Annotated in this window: 31 protein-coding genes and 1 pseudogene; 6 read left to right on the plus strand and 26 right to left on the minus strand. The window is 34.8% G+C overall.

Annotated features, from left to right (window positions below):
- Nucleotides 1-18: 18 nt before the first annotated feature.
- The 10 genes from NST66_RS11215 to NST66_RS11260 all read right to left on the minus strand — a co-directional run bounded on the left by NST66_RS11215 (nucleotide 19) and on the right by NST66_RS11260 (nucleotide 10,877).
- Complete coding sequence (locus NST66_RS11215; RefSeq protein WP_340843350.1) at nucleotides 19-951, minus strand: terminase small subunit; 933 nt, start codon at nucleotides 949-951, stop codon at nucleotides 19-21.
- A gap of 156 nt (nucleotides 952-1,107) precedes the next feature.
- On the minus strand, nucleotides 1,108-1,833 hold the full coding sequence (locus NST66_RS11220) for a hypothetical protein (RefSeq protein ID WP_340843351.1): 726 nt from the start codon (nucleotides 1,831-1,833) through the stop codon (nucleotides 1,108-1,110).
- Nucleotides 1,834-2,077: 244 nt separating this feature from the next.
- Nucleotides 2,078-3,019 carry a hypothetical protein gene (locus NST66_RS11225; RefSeq protein ID WP_340843352.1) on the minus strand — a complete coding sequence of 314 codons (942 nt, stop codon included), beginning with the start codon at nucleotides 3,017-3,019 and terminating at the stop codon, nucleotides 2,078-2,080.
- Nucleotides 3,020-3,204: 185 nt separating this feature from the next.
- Complete coding sequence (locus NST66_RS11230) at nucleotides 3,205-4,008, minus strand: DUF6602 domain-containing protein (RefSeq protein ID WP_340843353.1); 804 nt, start codon at nucleotides 4,006-4,008, stop codon at nucleotides 3,205-3,207.
- 603 nt (nucleotides 4,009-4,611) lie between these two features.
- Complete coding sequence (locus tag NST66_RS11235) at nucleotides 4,612-4,992, minus strand: ArpU family phage packaging/lysis transcriptional regulator (RefSeq protein WP_340843354.1); 381 nt, start codon at nucleotides 4,990-4,992, stop codon at nucleotides 4,612-4,614.
- 386 nt (nucleotides 4,993-5,378) lie between these two features.
- A complete protein-coding gene (locus tag NST66_RS11240; protein WP_340843355.1) occupies nucleotides 5,379-6,353 on the minus strand; it encodes a hypothetical protein in 975 nt (324 codons plus the stop codon).
- Nucleotides 6,354-6,565: 212 nt separating this feature from the next.
- The gene (locus tag NST66_RS11245) at nucleotides 6,566-8,035 is read right to left on the minus strand and encodes an SH3 domain-containing protein (RefSeq protein ID WP_340843356.1); all 1,470 of its coding nucleotides are present in this window, start codon (nucleotides 8,033-8,035) and stop codon (nucleotides 6,566-6,568) included.
- A gap of 219 nt (nucleotides 8,036-8,254) precedes the next feature.
- On the minus strand, nucleotides 8,255-9,283 hold the full coding sequence (locus NST66_RS11250; protein WP_241097248.1) for a hypothetical protein: 1,029 nt from the start codon (nucleotides 9,281-9,283) through the stop codon (nucleotides 8,255-8,257).
- A gap of 136 nt (nucleotides 9,284-9,419) precedes the next feature.
- The gene (locus tag NST66_RS11255; protein WP_241097249.1) at nucleotides 9,420-10,403 is read right to left on the minus strand and encodes a restriction endonuclease; all 984 of its coding nucleotides are present in this window, start codon (nucleotides 10,401-10,403) and stop codon (nucleotides 9,420-9,422) included.
- Nucleotides 10,404-10,676: 273 nt separating this feature from the next.
- Nucleotides 10,677-10,877, minus strand: coding sequence for an XtrA/YqaO family protein (locus tag NST66_RS11260; protein WP_241097250.1), 201 nt, complete (start codon nucleotides 10,875-10,877; stop codon nucleotides 10,677-10,679).
- A 269-nt stretch (nucleotides 10,878-11,146) separates the two neighbouring features.
- Between NST66_RS11260 and NST66_RS11265 the strand changes: the two genes are divergently transcribed.
- A complete protein-coding gene (locus NST66_RS11265; RefSeq protein ID WP_241097251.1) occupies nucleotides 11,147-11,506 on the plus strand; it encodes a hypothetical protein in 360 nt (119 codons plus the stop codon).
- 198 nt (nucleotides 11,507-11,704) lie between these two features.
- Here NST66_RS11265 and NST66_RS11270 read toward each other — a convergent pair.
- From NST66_RS11270 to NST66_RS11340, 15 genes and pseudogenes are all read right to left on the minus strand, one after another.
- Nucleotides 11,705-11,827 (minus strand): annotated as a pseudogene (locus NST66_RS11270) (RusA family crossover junction endodeoxyribonuclease); the annotation flags it as partial.
- A gap of 4 nt (nucleotides 11,828-11,831) precedes the next feature.
- Nucleotides 11,832-12,014, minus strand: coding sequence for a Fur-regulated basic protein FbpA (locus tag NST66_RS11275; RefSeq protein WP_275037534.1), 183 nt, complete (start codon nucleotides 12,012-12,014; stop codon nucleotides 11,832-11,834).
- Complete coding sequence (locus tag NST66_RS11280) at nucleotides 11,998-12,183, minus strand: hypothetical protein (protein ID WP_340843357.1); 186 nt, start codon at nucleotides 12,181-12,183, stop codon at nucleotides 11,998-12,000. The genes NST66_RS11275 and NST66_RS11280 overlap by 17 nt, the downstream gene beginning before the upstream one ends.
- A complete protein-coding gene (dnaB, locus tag NST66_RS11285) occupies nucleotides 12,176-13,495 on the minus strand; it encodes a replicative DNA helicase (RefSeq protein WP_340843358.1) in 1,320 nt (439 codons plus the stop codon). The genes NST66_RS11280 and dnaB overlap by 8 nt, the downstream gene beginning before the upstream one ends.
- 10 nt (nucleotides 13,496-13,505) lie before the next feature.
- Nucleotides 13,506-13,859, minus strand: a complete 354-nt coding sequence (locus tag NST66_RS11290; protein ID WP_221787476.1) for a replicative helicase loader/inhibitor — start codon at nucleotides 13,857-13,859, stop codon at nucleotides 13,506-13,508.
- On the minus strand, nucleotides 13,846-14,580 hold the full coding sequence (locus tag NST66_RS11295; protein WP_340843359.1) for a hypothetical protein: 735 nt from the start codon (nucleotides 14,578-14,580) through the stop codon (nucleotides 13,846-13,848). Before NST66_RS11295 ends, NST66_RS11290 begins: the two co-directional genes overlap by 14 nt.
- A gap of 182 nt (nucleotides 14,581-14,762) precedes the next feature.
- Nucleotides 14,763-15,698, minus strand: coding sequence for a recombinase RecT (locus NST66_RS11300; RefSeq protein WP_340843360.1), 936 nt, complete (start codon nucleotides 15,696-15,698; stop codon nucleotides 14,763-14,765).
- Between the two features lie 13 nt (nucleotides 15,699-15,711).
- Entirely contained in the window at nucleotides 15,712-16,650 is a 939-nt protein-coding gene (locus NST66_RS11305; RefSeq protein WP_340843361.1) for a YqaJ viral recombinase family nuclease, read from the minus strand.
- A gap of 101 nt (nucleotides 16,651-16,751) precedes the next feature.
- Nucleotides 16,752-16,970, minus strand: coding sequence for a YqaI family protein (locus NST66_RS11310; protein WP_097813165.1), 219 nt, complete (start codon nucleotides 16,968-16,970; stop codon nucleotides 16,752-16,754).
- 199 nt (nucleotides 16,971-17,169) lie between these two features.
- Nucleotides 17,170-17,307 (minus strand): hypothetical protein, encoded by a 138-nt coding sequence (locus NST66_RS11315; protein WP_340843362.1) that lies wholly within the window; start codon nucleotides 17,305-17,307, stop codon nucleotides 17,170-17,172.
- The gene (locus NST66_RS11320; protein WP_340843363.1) at nucleotides 17,300-17,563 is read right to left on the minus strand and encodes a hypothetical protein; all 264 of its coding nucleotides are present in this window, start codon (nucleotides 17,561-17,563) and stop codon (nucleotides 17,300-17,302) included. The genes NST66_RS11315 and NST66_RS11320 overlap by 8 nt, the downstream gene beginning before the upstream one ends.
- A complete protein-coding gene (locus NST66_RS11325; protein ID WP_340843364.1) occupies nucleotides 17,560-18,072 on the minus strand; it encodes a helix-turn-helix domain-containing protein in 513 nt (170 codons plus the stop codon). Before NST66_RS11325 ends, NST66_RS11320 begins: the two co-directional genes overlap by 4 nt.
- 108 nt (nucleotides 18,073-18,180) lie before the next feature.
- The gene (locus tag NST66_RS11330) at nucleotides 18,181-18,453 is read right to left on the minus strand and encodes a helix-turn-helix domain-containing protein (protein ID WP_375154007.1); all 273 of its coding nucleotides are present in this window, start codon (nucleotides 18,451-18,453) and stop codon (nucleotides 18,181-18,183) included.
- A gap of 166 nt (nucleotides 18,454-18,619) precedes the next feature.
- Nucleotides 18,620-18,844 (minus strand): helix-turn-helix domain-containing protein, encoded by a 225-nt coding sequence (locus tag NST66_RS11335; RefSeq protein WP_340843365.1) that lies wholly within the window; start codon nucleotides 18,842-18,844, stop codon nucleotides 18,620-18,622.
- Nucleotides 18,845-18,860: 16 nt separating this feature from the next.
- Complete coding sequence (locus NST66_RS11340) at nucleotides 18,861-19,109, minus strand: helix-turn-helix transcriptional regulator (RefSeq protein ID WP_340843366.1); 249 nt, start codon at nucleotides 19,107-19,109, stop codon at nucleotides 18,861-18,863.
- Between the two features lie 175 nt (nucleotides 19,110-19,284).
- Here NST66_RS11340 and NST66_RS11345 point away from each other — a divergent pair, with 175 nt between their 5' ends.
- From NST66_RS11345 to NST66_RS11360, 4 genes are all read left to right on the plus strand, one after another.
- Entirely contained in the window at nucleotides 19,285-19,743 is a 459-nt protein-coding gene (locus NST66_RS11345; protein WP_340843367.1) for a helix-turn-helix domain-containing protein, read from the plus strand.
- 6 nt (nucleotides 19,744-19,749) lie between these two features.
- Nucleotides 19,750-20,187 carry an ImmA/IrrE family metallo-endopeptidase gene (locus NST66_RS11350; protein WP_340843368.1) on the plus strand — a complete coding sequence of 146 codons (438 nt, stop codon included), beginning with the start codon at nucleotides 19,750-19,752 and terminating at the stop codon, nucleotides 20,185-20,187.
- 401 nt (nucleotides 20,188-20,588) lie between these two features.
- Nucleotides 20,589-21,272, plus strand: a complete 684-nt coding sequence (locus NST66_RS11355; RefSeq protein WP_340843369.1) for a DUF3862 domain-containing protein — start codon at nucleotides 20,589-20,591, stop codon at nucleotides 21,270-21,272.
- Between the two features lie 101 nt (nucleotides 21,273-21,373).
- On the plus strand, nucleotides 21,374-22,258 hold the full coding sequence (locus NST66_RS11360) for a TIR domain-containing protein (protein ID WP_340843370.1): 885 nt from the start codon (nucleotides 21,374-21,376) through the stop codon (nucleotides 22,256-22,258).
- Here NST66_RS11360 and NST66_RS11365 read toward each other — a convergent pair.
- A complete protein-coding gene (locus NST66_RS11365) occupies nucleotides 22,227-22,454 on the minus strand; it encodes a hypothetical protein (RefSeq protein WP_340843371.1) in 228 nt (75 codons plus the stop codon). The genes NST66_RS11360 and NST66_RS11365 overlap by 32 nt on opposite strands.
- A 201-nt stretch (nucleotides 22,455-22,655) precedes the next feature.
- Here NST66_RS11365 and NST66_RS11370 point away from each other — a divergent pair, with 201 nt between their 5' ends.
- Complete coding sequence (locus NST66_RS11370; RefSeq protein ID WP_340843372.1) at nucleotides 22,656-23,846, plus strand: site-specific integrase; 1,191 nt, start codon at nucleotides 22,656-22,658, stop codon at nucleotides 23,844-23,846.
- Nucleotides 23,847-23,914 lie beyond the last annotated feature (68 nt).

The raw sequence follows: 23,914 nt of genomic DNA on the forward strand, positions 1-23,914 counted from the left end.
GTTTGAAATGATTTCTGATCAACTGTCTTTGTTTTCGTTATCATCGTTCCACACCTCAGCCGTCTTACCGTTTAATGCAGCAATAAATCCATCATCTTCATACTCTTCCTCATCTCCAATAATACGGATCTTATCAAGCTCAAGTTTTTGTTTAGAGATATTAAGCTTTTCTTCTTCAATCTTACGTTTAAAGCTGTCAGGAAATAAATCGAAGTATAATGACAATTTATCCAATGCTTTTAATCGGTCTGCTAATTTAATAGACACGCCATCTTTTCCCTGCTTTACTTCAGATATAATAGTGCCATCTACTGTAGCTCCTTCTTTTAGATCAACATAATTGACTGTTTCCATAACAGGCTTATTTTTGTCTATTTTCCCGTTCTTATCTTTTTCATATAAAGGACCATACATAGTGATGACTTGTTGCTGCCTTCGCCCAAATGTAAGAAAATCATTAATGTCTGCAAATGCAATCGCTATATACTTGGCTAGTACATCCTGAGCGTCTAAAAAGAGGTTTTCAGTCAGTGTTTGTTTAAGCTCTCTTATATAAGCAGAAACCCTAACATTTCCTAACAGCCGTGGACCTTGCACATGAGCGGTATCTGCCGAATAACCAGCCTTTGTCGCAGACATAGTAGCATTAAACGTTTTTACATAATATAAACAAAAAAGCCGTTGTCTTTCTGTAAGTTCAATAGTTTCGTTATCATTTTCAGTTGAAGGTTTCTTAGTTGAAGCTCGTGTTTTTTGAGAAGATTTTTTGTTTGTAGTACTACATTCATCTTTTTGCAGTACTGCATTCCATTTATCACGACTTTTCCACGCACTAATTGTCTTTTCTGGAATGTCCAACTGTTCTGCTATAAGTCGATTGGTTATTTCTCCATTATGTTGTTTCCATATCTCAAAGGCTTCGTCACGGCGCGGATCTCTTTTTCTAGCCATTTTACATTTGCACTCCCTCCTTCTATTCTTATAAAATAAAAAGTCGCTCATAAGAGAGCGACTTTAAATCCTATAAATATAACGACATTTATTACTTCTCCAATATTAAAGAAGGTCATTAAAAATGTTTTATGCTGAAACTATAGATCTAACTAATTAATTTTCATTCAGTCTTTCCATTCTCTCTACAATACGTTCTATTTCATTTTCACTATAAAGGTCAATATTAAGGCATTTCGGACCGTCACCATTATATTCTAATTCATAGATTAAATCTTGATTTTGAACTTTATAATAACTATCCGCCCATCCCATATATCCCTCTCTACTATCATTAGCTTTTTTTTGAAGCTTATCTAGCAAAATACTTATCTCCCCTTCAGATACCTTTTTATTTAACGCACTGTTAACATTAAAGACCAGTCTCTTTACTTCATTTGAATTGACTTGATTATCACTACTAGGTAATAGAATATAGAAAGCATATACATGGCCATCAAATAAAGGTCTTTCGTTGTGACTCGTAGACACCATTGACATTCCAGTAATTGAAAGATTATTTAATTTGTAATTAGCAAATTTGATAACGTCATCCTTTTGTTTAAGGGTTAACGGATCAATAAGCTTTATTCTGCTATCCATTTTTAATAAATTATTATGAAATTCATCATAAGTTGGAGATAACCGATTATTTATAAAATATTCAACTTTCTCTTTATCTTCGTTTCTTTGGAGCTTCTCTTCTTTCTGATTCGTTAGGTTCGTATAGGTATTAAGTAATAAAAACACTATACTAAACAAAGTAAATAAGAAGAATACCCCGCCAAAAACAAAGCTTCCTCTATTTCTCCTGCTGTTTCTTTGCCTTTTTCTTGTTGCCATTTTCCACTTCCTAATTTTGTTATGTTATATGCAGCCTTATAAAAAATCATCGGCTAAAATTAGAAAATTTTAATATAGAGGGTTCAGATTTTTAAATATTTTTGAGGGAAAATAATTTCTTTCATTAACCATCTTTCATACTTCCCCTTAGCCATTTACATCATCACCGCCTCCATTAGTTAAAGTTTAAAAATACTTTATTTACAAAAAAATGCATCAATAAAGATGCATTTTTTTAGATTTATTAAGGTACATTTACATAAAGACCTTTGCCTCGATTTTCAGGAAATACCCCTAATTCGTTCCATGATTTCAAAATAAGATTATTTAAACTATCAAACACATAGATGTCTTTCCAATTTGGGTAAGACTGATATAAGTTTTCCAATGTCTCATGGAGCTCATTCCAGATTGGGAATATAAAAGTGCCTTCTAATCCTTTATTAATAACTTCAGATAATTTAGTGTCGTTATAGTTTAACCCATGAAGATTGCCAATAACAGTAGCTGCAATCTTTAAAGTTAAAGAAGTTAATTCTTGTATGTTTTTAAAAAGTAAAGAGATATCACCCTGGGTTCTATAATCATCTATGTCTTTTTTGACTTTATTTTCGGTATCCTTAATTAAATCTAATAAAAACAAGTAAGATAAGTCACTATCTTTTGGTAATGTAGAACAGGACAATCTAGGGGCTATATACTCATCCCATACACATGATGAATGTTTTTTTAATAAATCAAATAATAAATCACCCGTATCTTTATAATAACCTTCATTAAATTTTTCCATCTGAAGATTATTATATTGATCATGCACATGACATAATTCATGATGAATTATATTAGCTGCCTCCTGTGCAAACTCTTTATTAAATATTGATAAAAACACCCCGCTTTGGATAAAAATAACTACTCTAGTTTCTCCATCTCGTTCAAAGGGAAGATTCTTACCTCCCGCAACACCCATTTCATTGCTTGTATATCCAACTTGTAAATTATGTTCCTTCTGAAACTTAGTCACAGCTTCCCCAAAATCGTTTGGGATAATTATCTTATCTAATATGGACAAATTTAGATCCTCGATAAATTCTTTGAAATCTCCATTTATCCATTTTCTAAAGCTAGATTTCATTCCTTCTAATGTTGCTGTATCTACGCCTGTGATTTCTTCTATTATAATTTCCATAAAACCCCTCCTTTCTTTTGATTATAATAGATAAAAAATTCTTAGCCAGTATCTCTTTATATTTTTAGTTCAACTTTGGCTCACTCCTATAAGCTAACTATAAGTTGAACTATTACCTAATAAAAAAGCATTCCCGTGTAGGAATGCTTTTTTATTATCTTTATTAAGTATTCTCTTACATACTTCTACACTGATCTTGTCGGAATTTTTTTTGAAAGTACATAGTATTTTAAGAATGTATCATTAATTTGACTAGAAGCACCAAACACTCTATCTAAGTGGAATAGAAAACCACCTAAAGTGTCAGCTCCCCATTCTTCAAAAAACCAGCCAGCCTGCTCTTCAGTGGTAAGTCTTGTAGTATTGAATGGATATAATTCCTGATATTTAAAATTCACTAAAATTCCTTTGTCATTAATTATCAATGCGTCTATTTGATCAACAATTGGCACTTTATGTTCCTCATAATAAGCTTTGATTTCTTGTATAGTATCATTGATATTATTTTTAGATTTCATACTGAAAATAAAAAAAGGAATCTGTCTAGATAGCTCTTGAATATACTCTGGATGATTACTTTTGACCAGTAATGGACTGTTACGCCGACGTAATTTTTTCACTGAAATCCCTTGAACCAAACCTCTATAAAGCTCTTGTCGATTAGCTACATCGGGTTTAACTTCTATCGCTACATCCAAACCGTCAGCAATAATCAAGCTATGTTTTCCCGCATGATTTACTGTATGAGGGTGATTAGGATTCAGTATAAGACAATCTATCGAGTCTGACCTTGTTCCATAACTATCATATATTCCCCCTTTACTTATTTGATAAGGAAAGGGATAATATCGCCTTACAAATTGTTGAACGGCTTGTTCTCGAAAATCTGATACCTCTTGAGAAGTGCTTTTTCCTTCTATACTGCTTTTCTCAAATTGTATTTTTAATTCCTTTGCGTTAAATCTCAATACTTCTAAGAACTCCTCCATATCTTTGCCTCCTTGCCTACCAATACGGCAAGATAAGACAAAATACCTTCTTATATTCCATTTTACTAGTCACATTTCCTAGAAATAAAAAGCACCCGTGGAGTAAGGTGCTTTCACAAGTGATGATACATTTACCATGTGTGTACCTTGTTCGACTAGTACTAATGCTAATCATTATTCACAATATGCCCTTACAAACATTTCTTATACTAATTATTTAACACCCCATTACGCTAATTGCTTAAGTAAATTAAACCCGTTTTCTCTCAATCACTCGGGAGGCGGCCAGGATTGTAGTAACGGTTGCTGTACATAGAACGACAGACAATAGTTTCGTGAAGGACTTGCACACTTCACTCCCCCGTGGCTATCGTACGCAATACAGCTAGACTCCAGTTGTTCCCCCGTAATTTCAGCCGGCAACCTTCATAGTCATTCGATACACCCGAGTACGTCTTGATAAGGGAAAGGCGCTTCTCCCACAAGCAAATTGCTATTGCTTATAAGAAAATCTTACCTGTCATGGAAAAATAAATAGTCCCCTATTTTGTCCCCCTTTTTTCTGATTTTTTTCGGTGTTTTTTCTGCAAAAGGAAAAAGCACTTAGATTATCCCAAGTGCTGTAGCTATGCGATTCAACGCTCTGTTTCTCATTGCGTAATAAGTATCTTTTTTCACTCCAATTTCAAGATAAATTTCAATGTCTTTCGTTTGTTTGGATGTAAGGTATGCTTTTTCAATGATTAAGAGCTCTTCTTGATCCAGGCTGTTTTTTAATGCCCTATTAATTTGTTTGACCTTTAATTCGTTAATATCATAAGAATTACGAATAGATGGGAACAATTCAAGACCTGCATGTTCGCACTCTTCTTTATTTTCCACCTGGACCTTTAGAGCTCTATATTCTTTTAATTCTTTAATTACAGTTTTCCGCACTAATTTTTCATCCACTGGCTCAAGTAATGTTAACTGTTCGACTCCCATCATTTAACCTCCTTTTTAACTGGCTTATCTGCTACAAACCCATATCCCTTAACACAGCGTTGGAACATGCATAATCCGTTTTGCTGCCATACACACCGTTTACAATAATTCTTCTCCACTTTAACCTTCACTGTAAATCCCCCTTTATGAAATAAAAAAGAGGACATCAATCAAAACACAATTTCCTGTGTAAAGATTAATGTCCTCCAGTTAGCTGGTAGCACGGTATTATTAAGTTTCCTATATTATTACTTAATAATTTAAATTAGTTTTTTAATCAAATTTCATTGCAATATTAAGTTAATTGATAGAAAGAAGGCACTAATTAAAATGATTTAAATTAGTGCCCATTAGCAATCTAGTAGAACTTATGGGTTACATGCAACTTAATATTGTACATATTTAGTAAAATTATAGATACTATGACCATCTACAACAGCTTGTTGTTTTCTATCACACCAGTTATAGTAATACCCTACATCAAAAAGTAAGGAATTGGGTTTATAACCCAGAGTTGAATAACTTTTAATACCTGTATTAATACCTCCCTTAGTACCAAAATAATTTATTTCTGCAGAGTGCATATCATAGACGCCATTTAGCCATTCATTTTCAATATAAAGGTTTTTGATGTCTTGGTTATAAACCCCATTTTTATTTGCATCCCATTGCGTTTGAGGAAGATGCTGGCCCTTACGTATAGGTAATGGATTAAACGTATAAACCCCGTTAATTGTCTTTTTACCAATAGGTCCACCATATTTATACTTTGAAGTTGTAGGGATAACCCAATTGGCTGCACGAATGTCTAAATACAACTTTGTTGCCAACCAACCACCTAGAGAGTGACCCGTGAAATACCATTTGTAACCTTGATATTGAGAGAAATTCTTATAAATATAATTTGCATAAAGTTGTGCTTGATATAGTTGTCCAGGGATATCATCTTCCATAATATTCTTCGCAGTATTGTAATCACTGAAGCTCTGTGAACCACTGAACGCAATATATAGTTTCTTACTTCCCTCAATTACTACTGTCATGGCCTGAAAGCCAGTCTTGTCTAAGGGTAGTATTTTCCCTGAAGAGGAAGAAGTTCCAGCCTTATGATAATTTTGTTCATTAACATCAATAGTATCAATTACCTTAAACTTCCCTTTACCAAGTTTACTGTTTAGTGCTGACTCTATGCTAGAATGAGAGCCATCTCCCTTAACATTGTAGACTTGTCTTGACAATTCATAATAAACTCCATTTGGGTTTTCAGTATAGCTTGCCTGTACCGCTGGTAAATACGAGAGAGTAAACATAACAATAGCCATAGATACTAAACTAATTTTTTTGATTAATGTTTTCCCCATTTTATTTCTCCTATTCAATTTATTGGATATAACGGAATTAATATAGCATTATATAGTGCTTTAAGTCTAGTTTTTTTCCAAATAATTAATTTGTTATTATTAATTATTTAAAAAGGACACTAATCGAAACACGGTATTCTGTGTTTCGATTAGTGTCCCCCGGTGAGCTGGTAGAACTTTATTGATTTTTTAACTGTTAATGTAATGCTAAATTACTTCTTTTTTTGGTCAGGTTTTATTGTAATGCCAGACCAGTCAATAGTGATATAATATCCATCTAAATGATGATGGTTAACTGTTTGACTTACTCCATTTTTTCTAATTAAGTAATACTGATAAACAATAAAATCAAAGTGGTTTGGTATATAAGGTTGTAACATCTTACCAAGAAGGTACTCTGCCATTGGTTTTTGTATATCTTTATCAGTTGACCCTAATTTAGAATTATCGATACCAAAGGTCATAATCTTTTCTTTTGTATCAATATAGGATCCTAAACTAACTCCCGGTGCAGTAAGTGTTCCATTTGCACGTCCAATTTCAGTATTTTGCCCTTGATCTGTAAAATCAACATTAAGCCCTGTACCACTCGAATAAACATCCACATTATAAGGTAAAGAAAGAGATGCTCCTAGTGCCTCATATTCTTTTTGCTTTATAAACCGATCCCAAGAATTAGTCATAGTTACAGCTTCTGATTTTTTAGGGTTTACAGCATAAACTTGTACTCCCCGTGTTGTTGTATAAGCTTCTGTAGCTGCGGGTACATCAAGAACCGGTGGATAATAAGGTGCATCATCCTCAGGGTTAACCTCCGGAATTGGAGGTGTCTGATATGGCGGCTTAGGCGTAGTCGTTTGCGTTGTGTTAGTTTCTGGCTTAGTTGTTGTATTAGTATCTGGTTTCGCTGGATTTGTTACTTGGGCTGAAACATTTATATAGCTCGACGATACCCAGCCCGTATATTTTCCTGAAGTAATACGATACCAACCATTTTTTGTCTCATTAATAGTTACAGTAGTCCCTTTGGATAGTGTAGTCACCTTTTTGGCAGCCGTACTTGCTGCTTGGCGCACATTTAAGTTTGACGTAGTAGTTCCTGTTTTTACTGTTGTATTACCTGTTGCCGATTTGCTAGGACTGCTTGTAGATTCTTGAATAACTTTTATGTAACTTGATGATACCCAGCCTGTGTACTTCCCAGAAGTAATACGGTACCAGCCACTTTTTGTTTCATTAATAGTTACAGTAGCTCCTTTTGATAATGTAGTCACCTTCTTAGCACTCGTACTTGCTGTTTGACGTACATTTAAGCTAGATGTAGTGATACCCTTTTTTACTACTAAATTACTAGTAGTTGGCGTAGATTTACTAGTATTACTTGCCGATTGCTGAACCACTTTTACGTAACTTGATGATACCCACCCTGTATATTTCCCTACGGTAACAAGATACCAACCGCTCTTTGCTTCATTAATAGTTACAGTGGTCCCTTTTGGTAATGTAGTTACCTTCCTAGCAGTCGTACTTGCTGTTTGGCGCACATTTAAGTTTGACGTAGTTGTCCCTGTTTGAACGACTGCGGCTTCAGCTTTGTTAGAATAGCCAAAAGTCGTTGTCTCACCAACTGCTGTAAAAGCCATTGTCAGAACTGTAAAAGGAATAATAATTTTTTTGTTCAATGTAATGCCCCCAATTTTTATAATACTTGGACATTATAGTACAATATTCCTTTCTAATCTACGACTTTTTTCTTTATTATGTTCATTAATTTACCATATTAAAACCCTAAAATGCTTTTATGGTTTCATTAACAAAAAGGAAATTTGTTAATAAAAAGGACACCAATCAAAACACAGTTTTCTGTGCGAAGATTAATGTCCTTCAGTTAGCTGATAGAACTATCTTTTATTTGTTTTTTTCAGCCTAAACCATATTGTCACTATTAAAGATGTAGTATAATGCCAAACATTTAGCATATACTGAATCTCTCTTTGATTTGGAATTATTCCTTTTAACATTCTATCTCTAATAACTTTCATTTTTAATTCAGTATTATTACTCATTTTATTATAATTAATTAAACTCTTAGATCCGTGACGAGAGAGGAAGCCTAGTAATTCCGAGTTATTAAATAAGCCAAAATAAAATTCTCTTCTTGTTTTTGAAACCAGTTTAATCAAATTCTGCAAGAACGGAAGTTCTCCTATCTGTGTATTAAATGTGTTTATATTCTTACCAAGGTCTTTTTCTATAAACTCTAATATATTACTTACATTATTGATAAAATCTGAATTGTTATATGAGTTTAACTTTCTCCAAGTATGCATTACCATTCCTACTTCATTAACTTTGAGCATTTTATAGGTCAATAAGGAGAAATTATTTGTTTTTTGTTCATCTAATGTAAAAGTACGATTAGGATAATAAGATATCCCTTGACTTGTTAAAAGCTTTTCCATATTCATTGCCCAAAAGAGCTCTTGTAGATTATTATGAGAAAAAGAGTAACTATTAAGTACTCTGTCACCGTGTCTATCATATAATCCAAGAAATGTTTCATAATCCAGTGATGAGTAATTAAAGTCATCAATGTTATATCCTTGAGCTTGCCCTTCAATATCTTCAAAAGAAATATCAGCTAAATCTTTTCCTGACCTATACCTTGCAGTAAAAGTAAAAAGCATGTACGCTGCATCATAATAGGAAAGTAGAACTCTCGAAAAAAGAAATGTTTGCTCTGCTCCTAACCTTTCAATGAATTCATCCCATTGTGGATGCCTTGGAAAAAAAACTCTATATGGGAGGCGTGCTACACCTTCTTCAATGTTAGTGCCCTCAATATCATCAAAGGAAAAATATTCATTAAATGTTCCTGGTAAAGTACAATGACTATGGTTTACTACAAGTGCAATAGAACGTGAATTCAAAATTCTCCCCCCTCATCGAATAATGCCATAGAAAAAGCAAATCATATTACTTTGTAATCTAAAATAATATCTTGCTTTTAACATGGTCCTTGTATATTGAAAAAGCTGCACTATACATTATACAAACATAGTTCAGTTAAAAACCTAAATAATTTTTCACTTTTTTATAAATGGATTTAATATTCTTTTTTTCATATATACTTACTGACCAATTTTCCACTTTGGTTGGACTGATAAAAATTTCAATAGCTACTGACTGATCAGTTTTTTCCAAAAAGAAATAACTGCTGTTTTTTTCATTATCTTCTAAACACGTAAATCTAGACCTTGCTTTTAGAATGAAATCTGAATTATGGATTGTATAATTCATTTCATTATTATTGATATACGGGAGGCTATTTAAATGTGTCTGGTATTTCTTTAAGCAGGTATCTTTATTAAAAGAACCTCTCGATTTGATTTCCTCAATAAGGTCTGGAATCTCATCTATTGGAAAACCAAATCCATGTTCTTCTGGATAAGAAAGATAACTTCCTAATAAATGAACTACCTCATAAAAAGTATATCGAGTATTTTTCACATGCTTACTTAGTTCCTCCACTCGACTTATAGAAGCAACATCATCAAACAAAAAATAATCATTTAACGCACTCTTAGCTGATTTCTGATGAGAATTAATAAAATATTTTTCGACTATTTCAGGATGCTTAATTATTAAGCTTTTGAGTTCTGCGCCACTTATAGCATAAATTTTGGTTGGGACTGTGTGATCTACTTCTTCTATGTAGTCTTTTGCCTGAGTGGTTAGGTGAGTTGATGTTATTATTACTAACTTATCTACTTTTCTAGCAATTGCCCAAGCTATTTTATCTAAAATTACTGTTAAAGGAACACCTCCTGTATAATACTTGCACTCAAAGAACCACTTTTCAGTTTTCTTCCCGACAAGGGGGTAATCGACGACTGTATAACCCTCTATATCTCTCCCTCCATCAAAACTACCTTCTCTCCAACCGACAGCATGGAAAGAACCTAAAGACCTAATTAAATCCACGCATACATTCTCAAAAACAACATCATCTGCAACAATACTAAAGTCTATATCCTCTTCTTTATACATTACATTGGCTCCTCATTTCCCTTGAAAATTAATCCAATTAAGGTATTATTTAAGCATCAATAACTATTATAAAGACATTCAATAAAAAAGTTTCTCTCAACAATAAAATAATTAACATTGCCTCACTTAATCTAATACATTAAACATTAAAACTTTTTATATCAACGTTTCCGGTCCTAATCTGTTGTAACTCAACAAAATGTTTATCTTTGACAACCTAGAAATCGAAATTTTACTACTCTTTTCTTAGATCTATAAAGCCTTTTTGAAAATTCAAAACTCTTCCCCCTCATCAAACTTAACGCGTTTTACCTTACCTTGATGAGTTATAATTTTCGTCTCACCATGATGCGGTAATTTGGTTAATTTAGCCTGCCCATCGCATACAACTACAGCAAAGCTTTCTTTTTGCTTCATTATATCAATTTCCAATTTCATTGTATCGACATTTATTTTAATTTCTTGAAGTCTCACCAGAAAATACCTCCTCTTGTTATAATTTCATTAGGTTACTGGGAAGATGTTCCTGGTCTTTTTTTGCTCCACCTAGTGTATAATGAAACTACCTTTTATAAAATTATTTTACCTGTAAGGACGCTCTTGGCTGAGCGTCTTTTTTATTTTTACTAAACCGACATTCGGCTCTCCCTTCTGTTAAACTTCCTTTAAATTAAATATTTAGTTTGTAAAACTCACCATTTTAAGTAATAATTAGTCTATCTAATATAGAAGAGGTGATGAGAATGGTAATAGTAACGAAAGGTTTAACTCCATCTGCTTTAGTTAAAGACTTAATTGCTTTACCCACACCTTGTAATGACGTTGTCTACTATCCTGCTAACTTAGCTGCCTTAGGAACTCAAGGGAAATATTCTGTTTTCCAAACTTTAAGTCGTAAAAGTGGACTAGCTTATATAGCTCTCACCCACCCTGATGGAGCTCGATTTAAATTAGCCGGTTCTAGAAATTCCATGTGTGAAGTATATGAAGCTATTCCTTGGCCTGAATTTGAACTAACGTATGAAGACAACACTTTTTATTACAAAACAGTCCCATCTTTACAGGAAATAGAAAATTATTTTAATAATCTCAAAAAACAATAATTTATTTTATGGATAGCTCTTTTTTTCAATAAGGGCTATCTTTTTATTTAATTGGCTTAATCGACTTCAAAGCCTCAAATATATTCTCTTTCACACCATCTACATGCATCAAGATTAATTGCATCACTACCTTTGATTTCCTTCTCTATGAGAGAGTTAAAAGCTCCATCAAGAGTGTTGTAGTAACCAATTTGTAAACTTCACATACTGTTTAAAATCCTTTGATTTCTTTAGATCATACATTTTAACGAAACCGCCTCGAGTACTTGCTCTTGGACGGCCCTGTGCGACTGGCTCCCCGTATACTGTGAATTCAATCATTTCATCATTCCCCTTCTTGTAATTGCTTTCCGAAAGTAGATTTCACCTGAACATGAACTTGCTCTAACTCTGTTAGACTTAACTCATATAACTGCCTGCCGTTAGAGGTTTTAAAATATCCGTACCGTACTAATTCATTGATTAAATAACTTTGACGTTGCCGAACAGCTTTAGCCAGTAGCGCCATGCCTTCTCACCTCGCTGTCTAAGTATTGGTCGAACATTAAAATACCTAATGTTGCTTCTTGAGCTGACACAGTGCCTGAAAACTGTGATTGGAACACATGAGGATCCATAACCTTTCCTGTTTGACTGTAATATTTTTTCATTTCTTGAAACACCTGATTTTTATCCAATTAACTCAGCCTCCATCTTGGCCTCTAGCTGTTTTGACAAGTTGAGGAACTGGCCGTATTCTTTTCTAAATAACGTTTGTACGGTACCTACTGGACCATTACGCTGCTTCCCTAAGATGATTTCTGTAATGCCTGGATTTTCTGAATCCTTGTTGTAGTAATCATCGCGATATAAAAAGCTGATAACATCCGCATCCTGTTCAATGCTTCCTGATTCACGAATATCGGACATCATTGGACGTTTATCTTGGCGTTGTTCTACACCCCTGGAAAGCTGTGACAAAGCAATAACAGGTACATTAAACTCACGGGCTATTTTCTTTAACATCCCTGAGATATGACCGATTTCTAAATCCTTACGTTCAAACTTCCCTACAGATGAAATGAGCTGCAGGTAATCAATGATGACTAAGTGCTTTTTATCTGGATGTTCCTTAAATGATTCTTTGATTTTTGAACGGATATCGTAAACTGTTTGGGTAGGTTCATCATGAATGTTGATATCCCATTTTTCATAATGGCCAATGGCATTTGCCATATTTTCATGATCTTCATTGGTGAATTCTTCAAAGGGATTAGACCATTTCTTGCCGTTCACTCGTCCAAGACCGGACAACATCCGCTTAACTAGCTGTGTATCAGACATTTCAAGTGAGAAGATATCGGACACGCCGCCTTTTTCACAATTTGCCTGGGCTAAACTCAAAGCAAATGCTGTTTTACCCATTGAAGGTCTTGCAGCAACGATAATCAAATCTCCACCTTGCCAACCACCAGTCATACGATTTAAGTCATCTAAGCCAGTGTCTATACCTGTGAGCCCTTGCGTTGGAGTACTCATATCAGAGAAGATATCTGCGAGAACATCGCTTTTCGTACGATTCTTTTTTCGTTTGATATCCTGTAATTCACCTAATGATTGAAGAATATTTGGTACCTCTTCTTCACTTGTGACAGTTGCTAATTTGGCTCCTAATTTCCGTGCTTCTCTGACTCGATAGGATTCTAAAATCATTTGTTCATAAGTTTTGAAGTTCGCTGTAGTTGGAACCGCGTTTGTTAAATCACTTAGATAGGAAACTCCTCCTACCTGCTCAATAGCTTCTCCTAGCTGTGTTACAATCGTTACTATATCTACTTGTTTATTTGCTTCTTGAACCTCTCTCATCGCCTTAAAAATGACTCTGTGTGAAGCTTTTGAAAATTGCTGTGTTTGTAAAATCGATTCATCTAATAAATCCGATTCAAGAAAAATTGAACCTAAGACAGCTTGTTCTGCTTCAATATTTTCTACCCCTAATTGATACTCCACGTTTTCACCCTCACTTCCTTAAAAAGGAACCGTACTTTTTCTTTAATTCTGGTGGCAGATGATCAACAAACGTTTTATGATTACCTGCCTGTTTCTCTTGCTTGACTTGTTCTCTCCATCGAGATTGCTCATTCAAGAAGTCATTGCTTGTTTGGACCTTAACCGAAACTTCTGCGATAGTTGGTGGAAACTTTTCGTGTAAAATGTGTTGATTTACTCGCTCTAAAACTGGCTTATATGGCATTTTCATAAGGTGAGAAGACCAAACCTCAATTCGTCGTTCTCCGATTTCACCAGTTAAATCAAACTGTGTATAGGAAGCAGCTATTCTTTGTAGAATGTCTAGCGCTTCATGTATTTCCATCTTGTGTACCTCCTAAATTGACCCCGTGCTTTTGAGCAAACCTTGCTATGGCATCTATGCTGTTTTCCTTTTTTGGCTTCGGAAAAGGCGTAACGTTCGTTTTAGGCTGCTGTAGCTTTTGCTGTTGAGTCTTAATGGCTTCTTCGTAATATTTAAAGGCTCTAATCGTTCGACCGTTATTCCTTTTGATATAGTGCGCATAAATCGTATCCATCCACTCGAGAATCGTTTCTAATGGGATACCTAGACTTAACACCTCATTAATTGATTGGGCATCTGAGGCGCTTATATTGAGTCCTGAGCCTCTTTGTTGAATGAACTTATTTTCTATTTGATCAAAAGGACTGTTTTCACTTTCTACTAGTTGGACCAATTCTTTAGGAGGCTCTATCTTGGTCTCCTTGGACTTTTGATAGGTTTCTAGGCTTTGGTATTCGTCGTAGTTGATAATTGTCACGAGAATGCCTTTATTTTGTGGCAATGGCTCTTTTTTAATAAGACCGTCTTTCTCCAGTCTCGTAATAGAATTCCGAACCATATTTCTTGTTGTATGTAATTCTTCGGACAGCTCGCTCATTTTGAATTTAGCTTGACCGCGTTTTAAATAATCATTAGTAGCGAAGTTAGCTTCTTCCATAAAAATGCTGTATAGCGCTTGATCAAATCTATTTTTGAATGTCAATCGGGGCAGAATAACAAACCCCGTAGTAATGTGATTCATGCCCCGAATCCACTCCTTTACTACCTCTTACTTTTTAGTGCAAACCACGTAGTATTTTTCAATCCGCACCATTTTTAGATGCGGATGATATAGATTAAGAAAGCCTTGAATATAGCCTTCATACTGTTCTTTGTTCTTGGCTGAAAATTTGTAACAATGAGGGAATGCTATGCGTTCTTCTCTCATTTATCAAAAGGTAAATCCTCATCTTTGATATCGATTTCCTCTCCTCCAAAGTCAAAGGCGCTTGGCTTTTCTCCTGGTACTTCTTGCTGAGATTGGTTGTTTTCCATATCTTCCTCAACCTGATATTCAGCATCGATAAATCCATCACCAAATTGTCCTTCTTTGACCTTGCTAACGGAATTATCGTATTGTAAGCCTTCCATAACTGTTCTTGTCTCTTGCTGTTCAATGGAGATAGGAGCTGTTTTTAAAAGCTTGATAAGAACTGTTTTCTTGGCCATTTCAGTAAAGTGATCTTTCCAAGGACCAAACACATTTCCGTTCTTTTGACTTTTCGTAAAACGATCTCTGTGCTTCTCTACTTGCTTACGACTCATTACAATAAAATCAAAGGCCCCATCTTTTAATTTGTACACTGCGTAAAAATGAGTGATTTTACTTTCATCTTCTTCACCGATAGGCTTATGCTTTAAATCTTTATCTAAACCGTAGCTGTATTCGAACTCGTCACCTTCATAAACCTCATGAGCGTATACGCTTGTGATTTCACCTGTACGTCTAGCTAAATCAATAAGGCCTCGATATCCTAATTGAAATTGAGCTTCCATACGTTTTGTTGATCCGTTGAAAAAAGGAACGATGTAAGCATGTCCTAATAGATTAGGTTCAACACCAAGTACTGAACAGTTAACGACAGCCCCTACAATTGACTCTGGAGAGCATTCCATCAACTTAGGGTTACGGCTTGCTGCATTCATCCCGATACGTATTAACCGTTCAGGGGTAACGTGTTTAGGTGCAATAGAAGTGATTGCTTTAAATTGTTGCTTAAACATTGTAGCTAGCTGACCTTGAAAACCTGTGTCCTCCGTTTTTGCTACGTTGTTTTTTCGTTGTGCTAATTGATTTTTAACTGAATTGTTAGTTGCCAATTTTATGTCCTCCTTATTTAATTCCGAATCTACGAGATAACGAACTTGAAGCTACTTCTTCATACACCTCTGGATATTTTTCTTTTAATAACTTAGAGTTAACACGTGAGCTACTAATGGTTTTCCAAGTAACTAAACGATCACTTGCATATGCTGCTTCGCGTTCTCCCAGTAATGATTTCAATTTATTTTCAGCCTCTTTACGACGTTCAGAAGCTTCTTTTTCTTCTACTTTTGCTTGTTCATAGTTTGAAATTAAGTCAGATGCTTCAGGAGCTAATTCAACAGGCTCTAAGCTACGATCCCCTTCTGGATACATTGCTTTCAATAAATTAGTTGAAGCTTCCGAACCATCAAATGCGGGAGGGTTTTTCTTAAGAACGTGATTGTTCCAAAAATCAGATTCAATCTCAATCAGATAGTTAATAATTTCTTCATCACGCTCTATTTTTTTATGAACAAATTTATTTCCACCGATTAAAACGGCAATCCACCATGCTTCATAGCCAGTAACACCCATATAGTGCTGACATTGAATCAAGTATTGAGCTGGAATTTCTTCCTCTTCCCAATCGCCTTTCAAATATTCACTAGCTGTTTTACATTCCAACCCTTCTTTTTTACCAATGATTAACCGATCTACATTAGCTTGCATGAAGATATGTTTTGGATGTTGAAGTATCGCTTGACGTTTTCGAACTTTTAAACCTGTTCGCTTGGAAAATTCTTGTGCTACCACATCTTCAAGGACATGTCCAAAATAGGCTGCTTCACTGCTACTACTTTCAGAAGGTGATTCGCCGATTTTATCAAGATAAACTCCAATTGGTGATTTCCATTTACTTAATCCAGCAATGGCACCAGCATCTGATCCGCCAATGCCTTTTTGTCTATGTTCTAACCATTCAGCTTCACTCATGTTGGATGTAGGAATTAAGATTTCAGCTTGCATTGATCTCACCCTCCATTGCTTTTTATAAAGTTTTTTTATAAACTGTAAGTACCTTAAAATTCTTTAACATTTAAAGTCTGCACCTGGCCGTGCAGGCTTTTTTATTCTGCTGTTGTAAATTTGAAGCCGTACTCTTCTTCCAAGTACTTTTCCAAATCTTCTTTCAAGACCACTTCACCGGTGTTATCATCTGTTACGATTTCATCACCGATAAGAATTTCAGTTCCGAAATAATCAACTCCAGCATGTTCAGATTGAGCCACCATATTTACGTAGCCTGTACGATTTACTTGAGTAATTTCAGGATGTTCTACATGCATGTTATTCACCTACTTTCTGATGCTATCTATTCGCATCGTCATGACCAGGAAAATGAGTTGTGCCTTTACGGTTAAGGACCGATAGATAAAGGATTTTCCTGATCATGACGACAAGAACAATGCTTGTCGCCCACTTATGTAATGTGGTATAATTCAGATACACATTTTGTATTATGTTTAAGGCAGTTAGCTATCCAAATTAGCTGACTGTCTTTTTATTTGTCCACACATTTTGCCGAATTCTACGTTCTATATCTAAAAGCAAAACTGGCTTCCCTTTCAATGCTTTACACCACTTACTCACTTCACCGGCTTTCATCATTGGCAACTTATACATAGCTTGTCTCCTCCTTAAATTTGAGGTAACGCGGAACTATATCAACATCCAATCCCTTACTTTGCATATCCGCTACAATTCGTTCTACTCGACTTAGTGACTGCTTTTGGATCTTCCTAGATGTAAGAACTGTGTCAAATGCTTCTTCTTGTAACTCCTGCATATCAGCATTTAAATCAATCGATTCAATGACTGCCCATCCAGCCTCTTCTAAATCTCTTGCTCGCTCATAGATGTTTAAAGCTTGTATACTCACTTAACTAACCCCCTTGATCTAAAGGTCATTTCCAGCTGTTGATCAATTTGCTTTAAAGAGAAGCCGTACCTTTCACAAACAACAGCGAGTAGATTGAATTCAGCTGCAAGCTTTTCTGAATACTCTTTTATGAACTGCCTAACCTCCTCGCGTTCAATCTCATTAGCGAACTCAGGAGGTATGTGCCAGAAATCTTTTTTCCAGTACTCTTCTGCTTCTTTTCGCTCCTTTTCAACAAGCATTCGCATTGAAGCAATATCCCTGTGTATTCGATCTCCGTTCATGTAAGGTGTTAATGAAATACCTGCCGTTTCTTTCATAGTACCGATGTAGTATTTAAAACTATCAAGACCTCTTGCTAAAATAGGTTTTGCCTCCTTTGCGATAGTCCGGCTACCGTTGGCCCATTTAGAAATAGTGGATTGATCATAGCCAATTTCATTCGCAAATTCCGTTTGCGTCTTCCCTTGCTCTTTCAAAATTTCTCCTAGGTTTGCTTTTGTTTTCATAATTATCTCTCCCTGCCATATTTAATTGTCAGTTTCTGATATTGCAGCCATATTTCGTGCCTGTTTTTATGGCTTGTTTGCATGTTACCCTTATACTAGAAGCTCTTATTAAATAGCTTTTGGAGCAGAAAAATTTGTGTTTTTTTCAAGCCATTCAGTGTGGCTTTCTATCCAACGAATAAATAAATGTTTTGGGATTTTAGTGCCCGCCAGTCTGAAAACCGGAAAATCTTCACGGTTCAACAATTCAGATGCTTTTGTGCGTTTGATGCCTAAAATCTCCATTAGATCAGATATTGTTAGCATGTTTGGATATTCATCTAACCAAGATTTCTGTGAGGATTGTATAATCCGCTCCTCAAGCTTATTTAATCGTTCCATAAGCGGCGCCATGTCGATGGACACACTGATTGAATTATCCATTTGCGAATACCACCTTTTCGTTTGATTGATTCAATCGTTATTTGAATTACATAAATGCTTAACCCTAAAACAAAGACGTTGAATGTTGTGATAACGAACCAATATGTGAGCAACTCTTGCCAGGTCATAATTCTTTTCCTTCAGGCCAAGCGCATCCAAATAGTAAGAGATCAATTTCAACTTCTAGTGCCTTTGCTACTTTGAAAAAATTTTTACTTTTTGGGTTATAAGGCTTACCGCCTTCCAACTGTTGAACAACTGAAAGGGAAACGGATGCTTTAGTTGCCAGTTGCTTCTGAGTGAGACCAAGCTCTTTTCTTCTGCTTCTAACAGAATCGAATTTGTTCACTTGATGACCTCCTAGGTTAAATTATTTTACCTTTTGGTAAATTGTTTTCGTAAGAAAATACTTCTTCAAAACTTAAGTCGCTAAAATTTTTTAATACACCAGCTATAAATTTACTACCTGGGTTTCTTTTTCCATTTAGAACCCGATTAACTGTACTATGAGCAACCCCTATGATTTCTGCGAATCTACTTTCTGAAAGCTCTTTTTGAGAAAGATAGTCCCTTAAGAAATCAACCTTTACAACGATGTCTGTTGTGTTTTCCAAGTCGTGCACCTCCTGTTTACCTTTTGGTAATTACCTTATGGTAATAATATATCAACTATTTTACCAAAAGGCAACACTTTTTATGAAATTTATTCTAAATTAATTGCCTTTTGGTAACAAACCCTCTTATCATTAGGTTACAAATGCAATAAATAATGATGGAATGGATGATTTTATGAGCGATTTCGGTAGTTACATCAAAAAGATAAGAGAGTCAAAAAACTTAACTCTCAATCAAGTTGCTCTTTATTCAGAAATAAGCGCTGCTCAATTGTCAAGAATTGAAAATGGCAAGCGTGGTGTTCCGAAAGCGACTACAATAAAAAAACTTTCCGAAGCACTTAAAGAGGACTATGAGTCATTAATGAGAGTCGCGGGTTATATGGCGGACGGTAACAACCTTTTGAAAGAGACCTCTTCTCAATTAACAGATAAAGACGAAAAAGACATTGCTAAGCGTGTAGAAAAGATCAAAGAAGATCTATCCACTGATGATGGGTACATGCTTATGGGTGAACCGATGAGTGAGGAAGCAAAAGAATCTATTCTTGACGCGATGGAATATGCAATTAGGCAAGCTACACGCATTAACAAAAAGTATATTCCGAAAAAACATCGTGACAATCAGGAGTGACATCTAATGCAGACACTTATCTCTTCAGTTGTTAGAAGCCTCATCGAGAAATACAGAACCAATGACCCTCTCTTAATTGCTGAAGAAATGGGCGTTCAGGTTGTTCCCTGGGATTTCCCTGATGAAGTTCAAGGTATGTACAAATATGAAAGACGAAATCAATTTATTTTCGTTAATGATGACCTTTCTGAGAAGGAGCGTAATTTTGTTTTAGCTCATGAATTAGGACATGCTATTTTGCACCCTACACATAATACCTCTTTCCTACGGAATAATACTCTCTTCTCAGTTAACAAGTTTGAAAGACAGGCAAATACTTTCGCTGTTGAGTTATTACTTCCAGATGAGATTATACATAGTTATCAAGATACACGTCTAACTAAACAAGATATTATGCGAATGCAAGGTGTTCCTACTCACCTTGCGCACCTTAAAAGATTTTAGAAAATTCTTGACTCTAGAATATTTTTCTTTTATAATCACGCGCGCATATTCTTCTTCTAGTTATTAATGTTGTTATAATGCTGTTATTAATATAAGTTAGTTATCCGATGGTTGTTCGCTGGTTCCCCGTTGGTTATCTAAACTTTTTTATAACCTTCCACCCTTAGAGCTACAAGGGGTTTGAGAATTGTTCCGTTGGTTGTCTGATGGTTATTGGTTGGTTTCTCGTTGGTTCTTTTTTTTAGCTTTTCAACTGTAAAAAAGTCTTAAATTTATATTTTTTTGAGATTAAAATGGTTATATTTAACTATTATAATAAATTCATTTAATTACTATTATTTTCAATGTTAAAGGCTTTTTGCCTATAAGCATAAATATTTTATAAAAAGGGAGTAAGACGTATGAAGAAATTTTTTAAAATGGGCTGTCTGGGGTTCATCGGACTTATAGTCCTAATTATTGTTATTGGCGTTGCTACAAGCGGTGGTAATGAAGACAAAAAAGAGACATCTAAAACAGCAAGTACAGAACCTGCCAAAAAAGAAACAACTAATTCTAGCAATGCTACTGAGGCAACAAATAGCGAAAAAGAAACAACTAAATCAACAGATGATGGAGTGTTAACTAAAGAGAAATTTGAACAGATTAAAGACGGTATGACTTATGAAGAAGTTGTAAAAATCATTGGAAGCAAAGGAGAACTTCTTTCAGAGTCTGGAGAAAAAGGAACTTCTTTATATACAGTAATGTATTCATTCAAAGCTGATGGGTCTTTTGGTGCGAACTCTTCAATGATGTTCCAAGGCAACAAGTTAATGAATAAATCACAATTCGGTTTGGGTGGTAACTCTGATGTTACAATCACGAAAAGTGAATTCGATAAAATACAGAATAATATGAGTTACGAAGAAGTTTCGAAAATTGTTGGTGGTGAAGGCGAAGTTGCTTCAGAGTCTGGAGAAAAAGGAACAAGTCTTCACACTGTCATGATTTCCTATACTGGTGAAGGCGATCTTGGTGCGAATGCTTCGCTTATGTTCCAAGGCGACAAGTTAATGAATAAAACTCAAATAGGACTGAAATAAAGAGTCTGCTTACAGCAAGTAAAAATTTAGCCCTTTAAATAGGGCTTTTCTTTCAAACTAAACGAGAGTTTCTATTTAATTTAATAAGGAGTTGATTTGTTATGTCTATCTCTACTATCCAGGGGAACATTCGGAGATCAAAAACTAAAATTACTGATTTAAGAAAAAAATTATCTAAAGAGCAAGACAATTACTCTAAAGCTATGAAAGAAATTTTAAATGTAAAAAAGACTATTAGACCTACAACATCACAATCAATACTTAAGACCAAACTCTCAAAAATTGATCGTCTCCAAAAAAATATTGCAAATTCATCAAAAGAACAGAGTGCTTTGAATAAAAAAATTACAGATGAAGAAAAAAAGTTACATATCTACGAAGAAAGACTACTTCGAGAAGAAACCGCTCAATTAAAAAAGATGGATGTTACGAGAACAAAAATGGAAAGAGAACATCAACAATCTCAACGAACATTGTTAAGCGAACTAACTAACTATAAACATTCCATAGCTCTTCAAACTGAAAGATTAGTTAACAGCTATGATGATGAGGAAAAATACGATGTCTTTATATCACACGCAAGTGATGACAAAGAAGATTTTGTTAAACCATTGGCATTTCTTCTTAAAGAGTCGGGAGTAAAAATTTGGTATGATGAATATGAGTTAACTTGGGGTAAAGGTACACGTCGCTCTATTGATAAGGGATTATCAAATTGTCGATTCGGCATAGTTGTATTGTCGGAGGCATTTATCCGCAAAGGATGGACAAATTATGAACTTGATGGATTGATGGGTCGTCATGTTGGTGAAAGTCAAAACTTAATACTCCCGATTTGGCATCAAGTCAACTATGAGACAGTAAGGAAATACAGTCCTTCTTTAGCAGATATAACTGCCCTAACATCAGATAGAATGTCAATTGAAGAAATCGCTGAACAACTAATTGCATTGCTCAAAGAATCTTCTTTTGATGAAGAAGAGTAATTATTCGATAGAAATCCATACTGTGACCACGCTCTTCAAAATTATAACCAGCTGATTTATATGCAGTGTATGCATCTTTAGCCCATTCAGGTACATTGGGGTTCATTAGCTCTTTTTTCAATATCATACGTTCTGCTTTACTGTGCAAATGAGCATTCTCAAGTTTCTTAATTCTATTTACAATTCGTTCTATCATTAGTTACACCACTTTCAAAAGAAGTTTTATATATTATAACAATAAGTTTATTATTATTAAACTTATTTATTTTTGGAATAGCCCTTTTACTGGGCTATTTTTTCCAAATAAAAGAGAACATATATTCCCTCTTAGGAGGTGATTTTTATGTTATAACTAACTATAGTCGATTTAATCAAAACTTTTAAGGAGGCGTCTACCTTGCATTTACGGAAAGTAAAATCTAAAACAGCTAAATCCGGCTATACATGGATGTTCAAAATTGATATTGGAATAGATCCTATAACGGGAAAAAGAAAGCAGACAACACGTAGAGGCTTTGCTACACGTCAAGAAGCTGTTGAAGCTTATACTAAATTAAAAAATCAGCTGTATAAAGGGGTTCAATTTTCTACAAAAGATGTACTATTTGGAGATTTAGCTGATGAATGGCTTAGATCCTATGAAAAAACAGTCAAAGTTAGTACAGTGTTAAACCGTAAAAAAAGCCTCAAGCACTTAAAATATTTTCTAGGATCTTTAAAAATTAATAAAATTAAACGAAATACGTATCAAAATGTACTAAATACGTTACATGAAAAAGGCTACGCTCATAACACACTTACAAGTATTCAAGCAGTAGCCAACATGATATTTAAGTATGCCATGGAGTTGGATCTTATCCACCAGAACCCCGCTTCATTGGTTAAAATGCCTAAAAAACAGAAAACCATCGAAGAGATTGAAAATACCGAAGAAGAAGTTAAATTTTTAGAAAAAGATGAGCTATTAGAATTTCTTCGGATTGCTAAAAATCACGGCTTATATTTAGATTATCAAATGTTTGCCCTTTTAGCCTATACAGGCATGCGCTCTGGGGAGCTATTAGCTTTAAAATGGTCTGATATTGATTTTAAGGGTTCAACTATTAGTATTACAAAAACGCTTTACAATCCCCAAAATAATATAAATGAGTATCAACTGCTAACACCTAAGACAGAAGGTTCTATTCGGACTATACCAATGGATCCGTTCATTAAGAACATGCTACACAAACATAAAGTTGAACAATCAAAAATTAAGTTACTTACAGGAAAAGATTATTTAGACGAGAATTTTGTTATCGCTAAACCAAGTGGTCATCCAGAGTTACCACAAATTATACGTTTTCGGATGACTCGTTTGTTAAAAAAGACATCGTTTAATAAATTTGTTACCCCTCACTCTTTACGTCATACAACTACTTCCCTCTTAATTGAGGCTGGCATTGGAGTTAAAGAGATACAAGAAATTCTAGGTCACAAGGATATTCAAACAACCATGAACATCTATGCTCATATGACAAATAGCATGAAAGAAAAAACTTCTCAAAAATTCACTGAATTCATGAGAAGTCTCTCTGAAAACCTCTAATTTTCTTCATCGGCGGTCAAATCGCGGTCAATCCTGATTTCAAAACCGCCCAACCCCTTATATATCAA

The sequence above is a fragment of the Priestia sp. FSL W8-0524 genome (genome assembly GCF_038005965.1).
In the GTDB taxonomy this organism is placed as follows: domain Bacteria; phylum Bacillota; class Bacilli; order Bacillales; family Bacillaceae_H; genus Priestia; species Priestia zanthoxyli.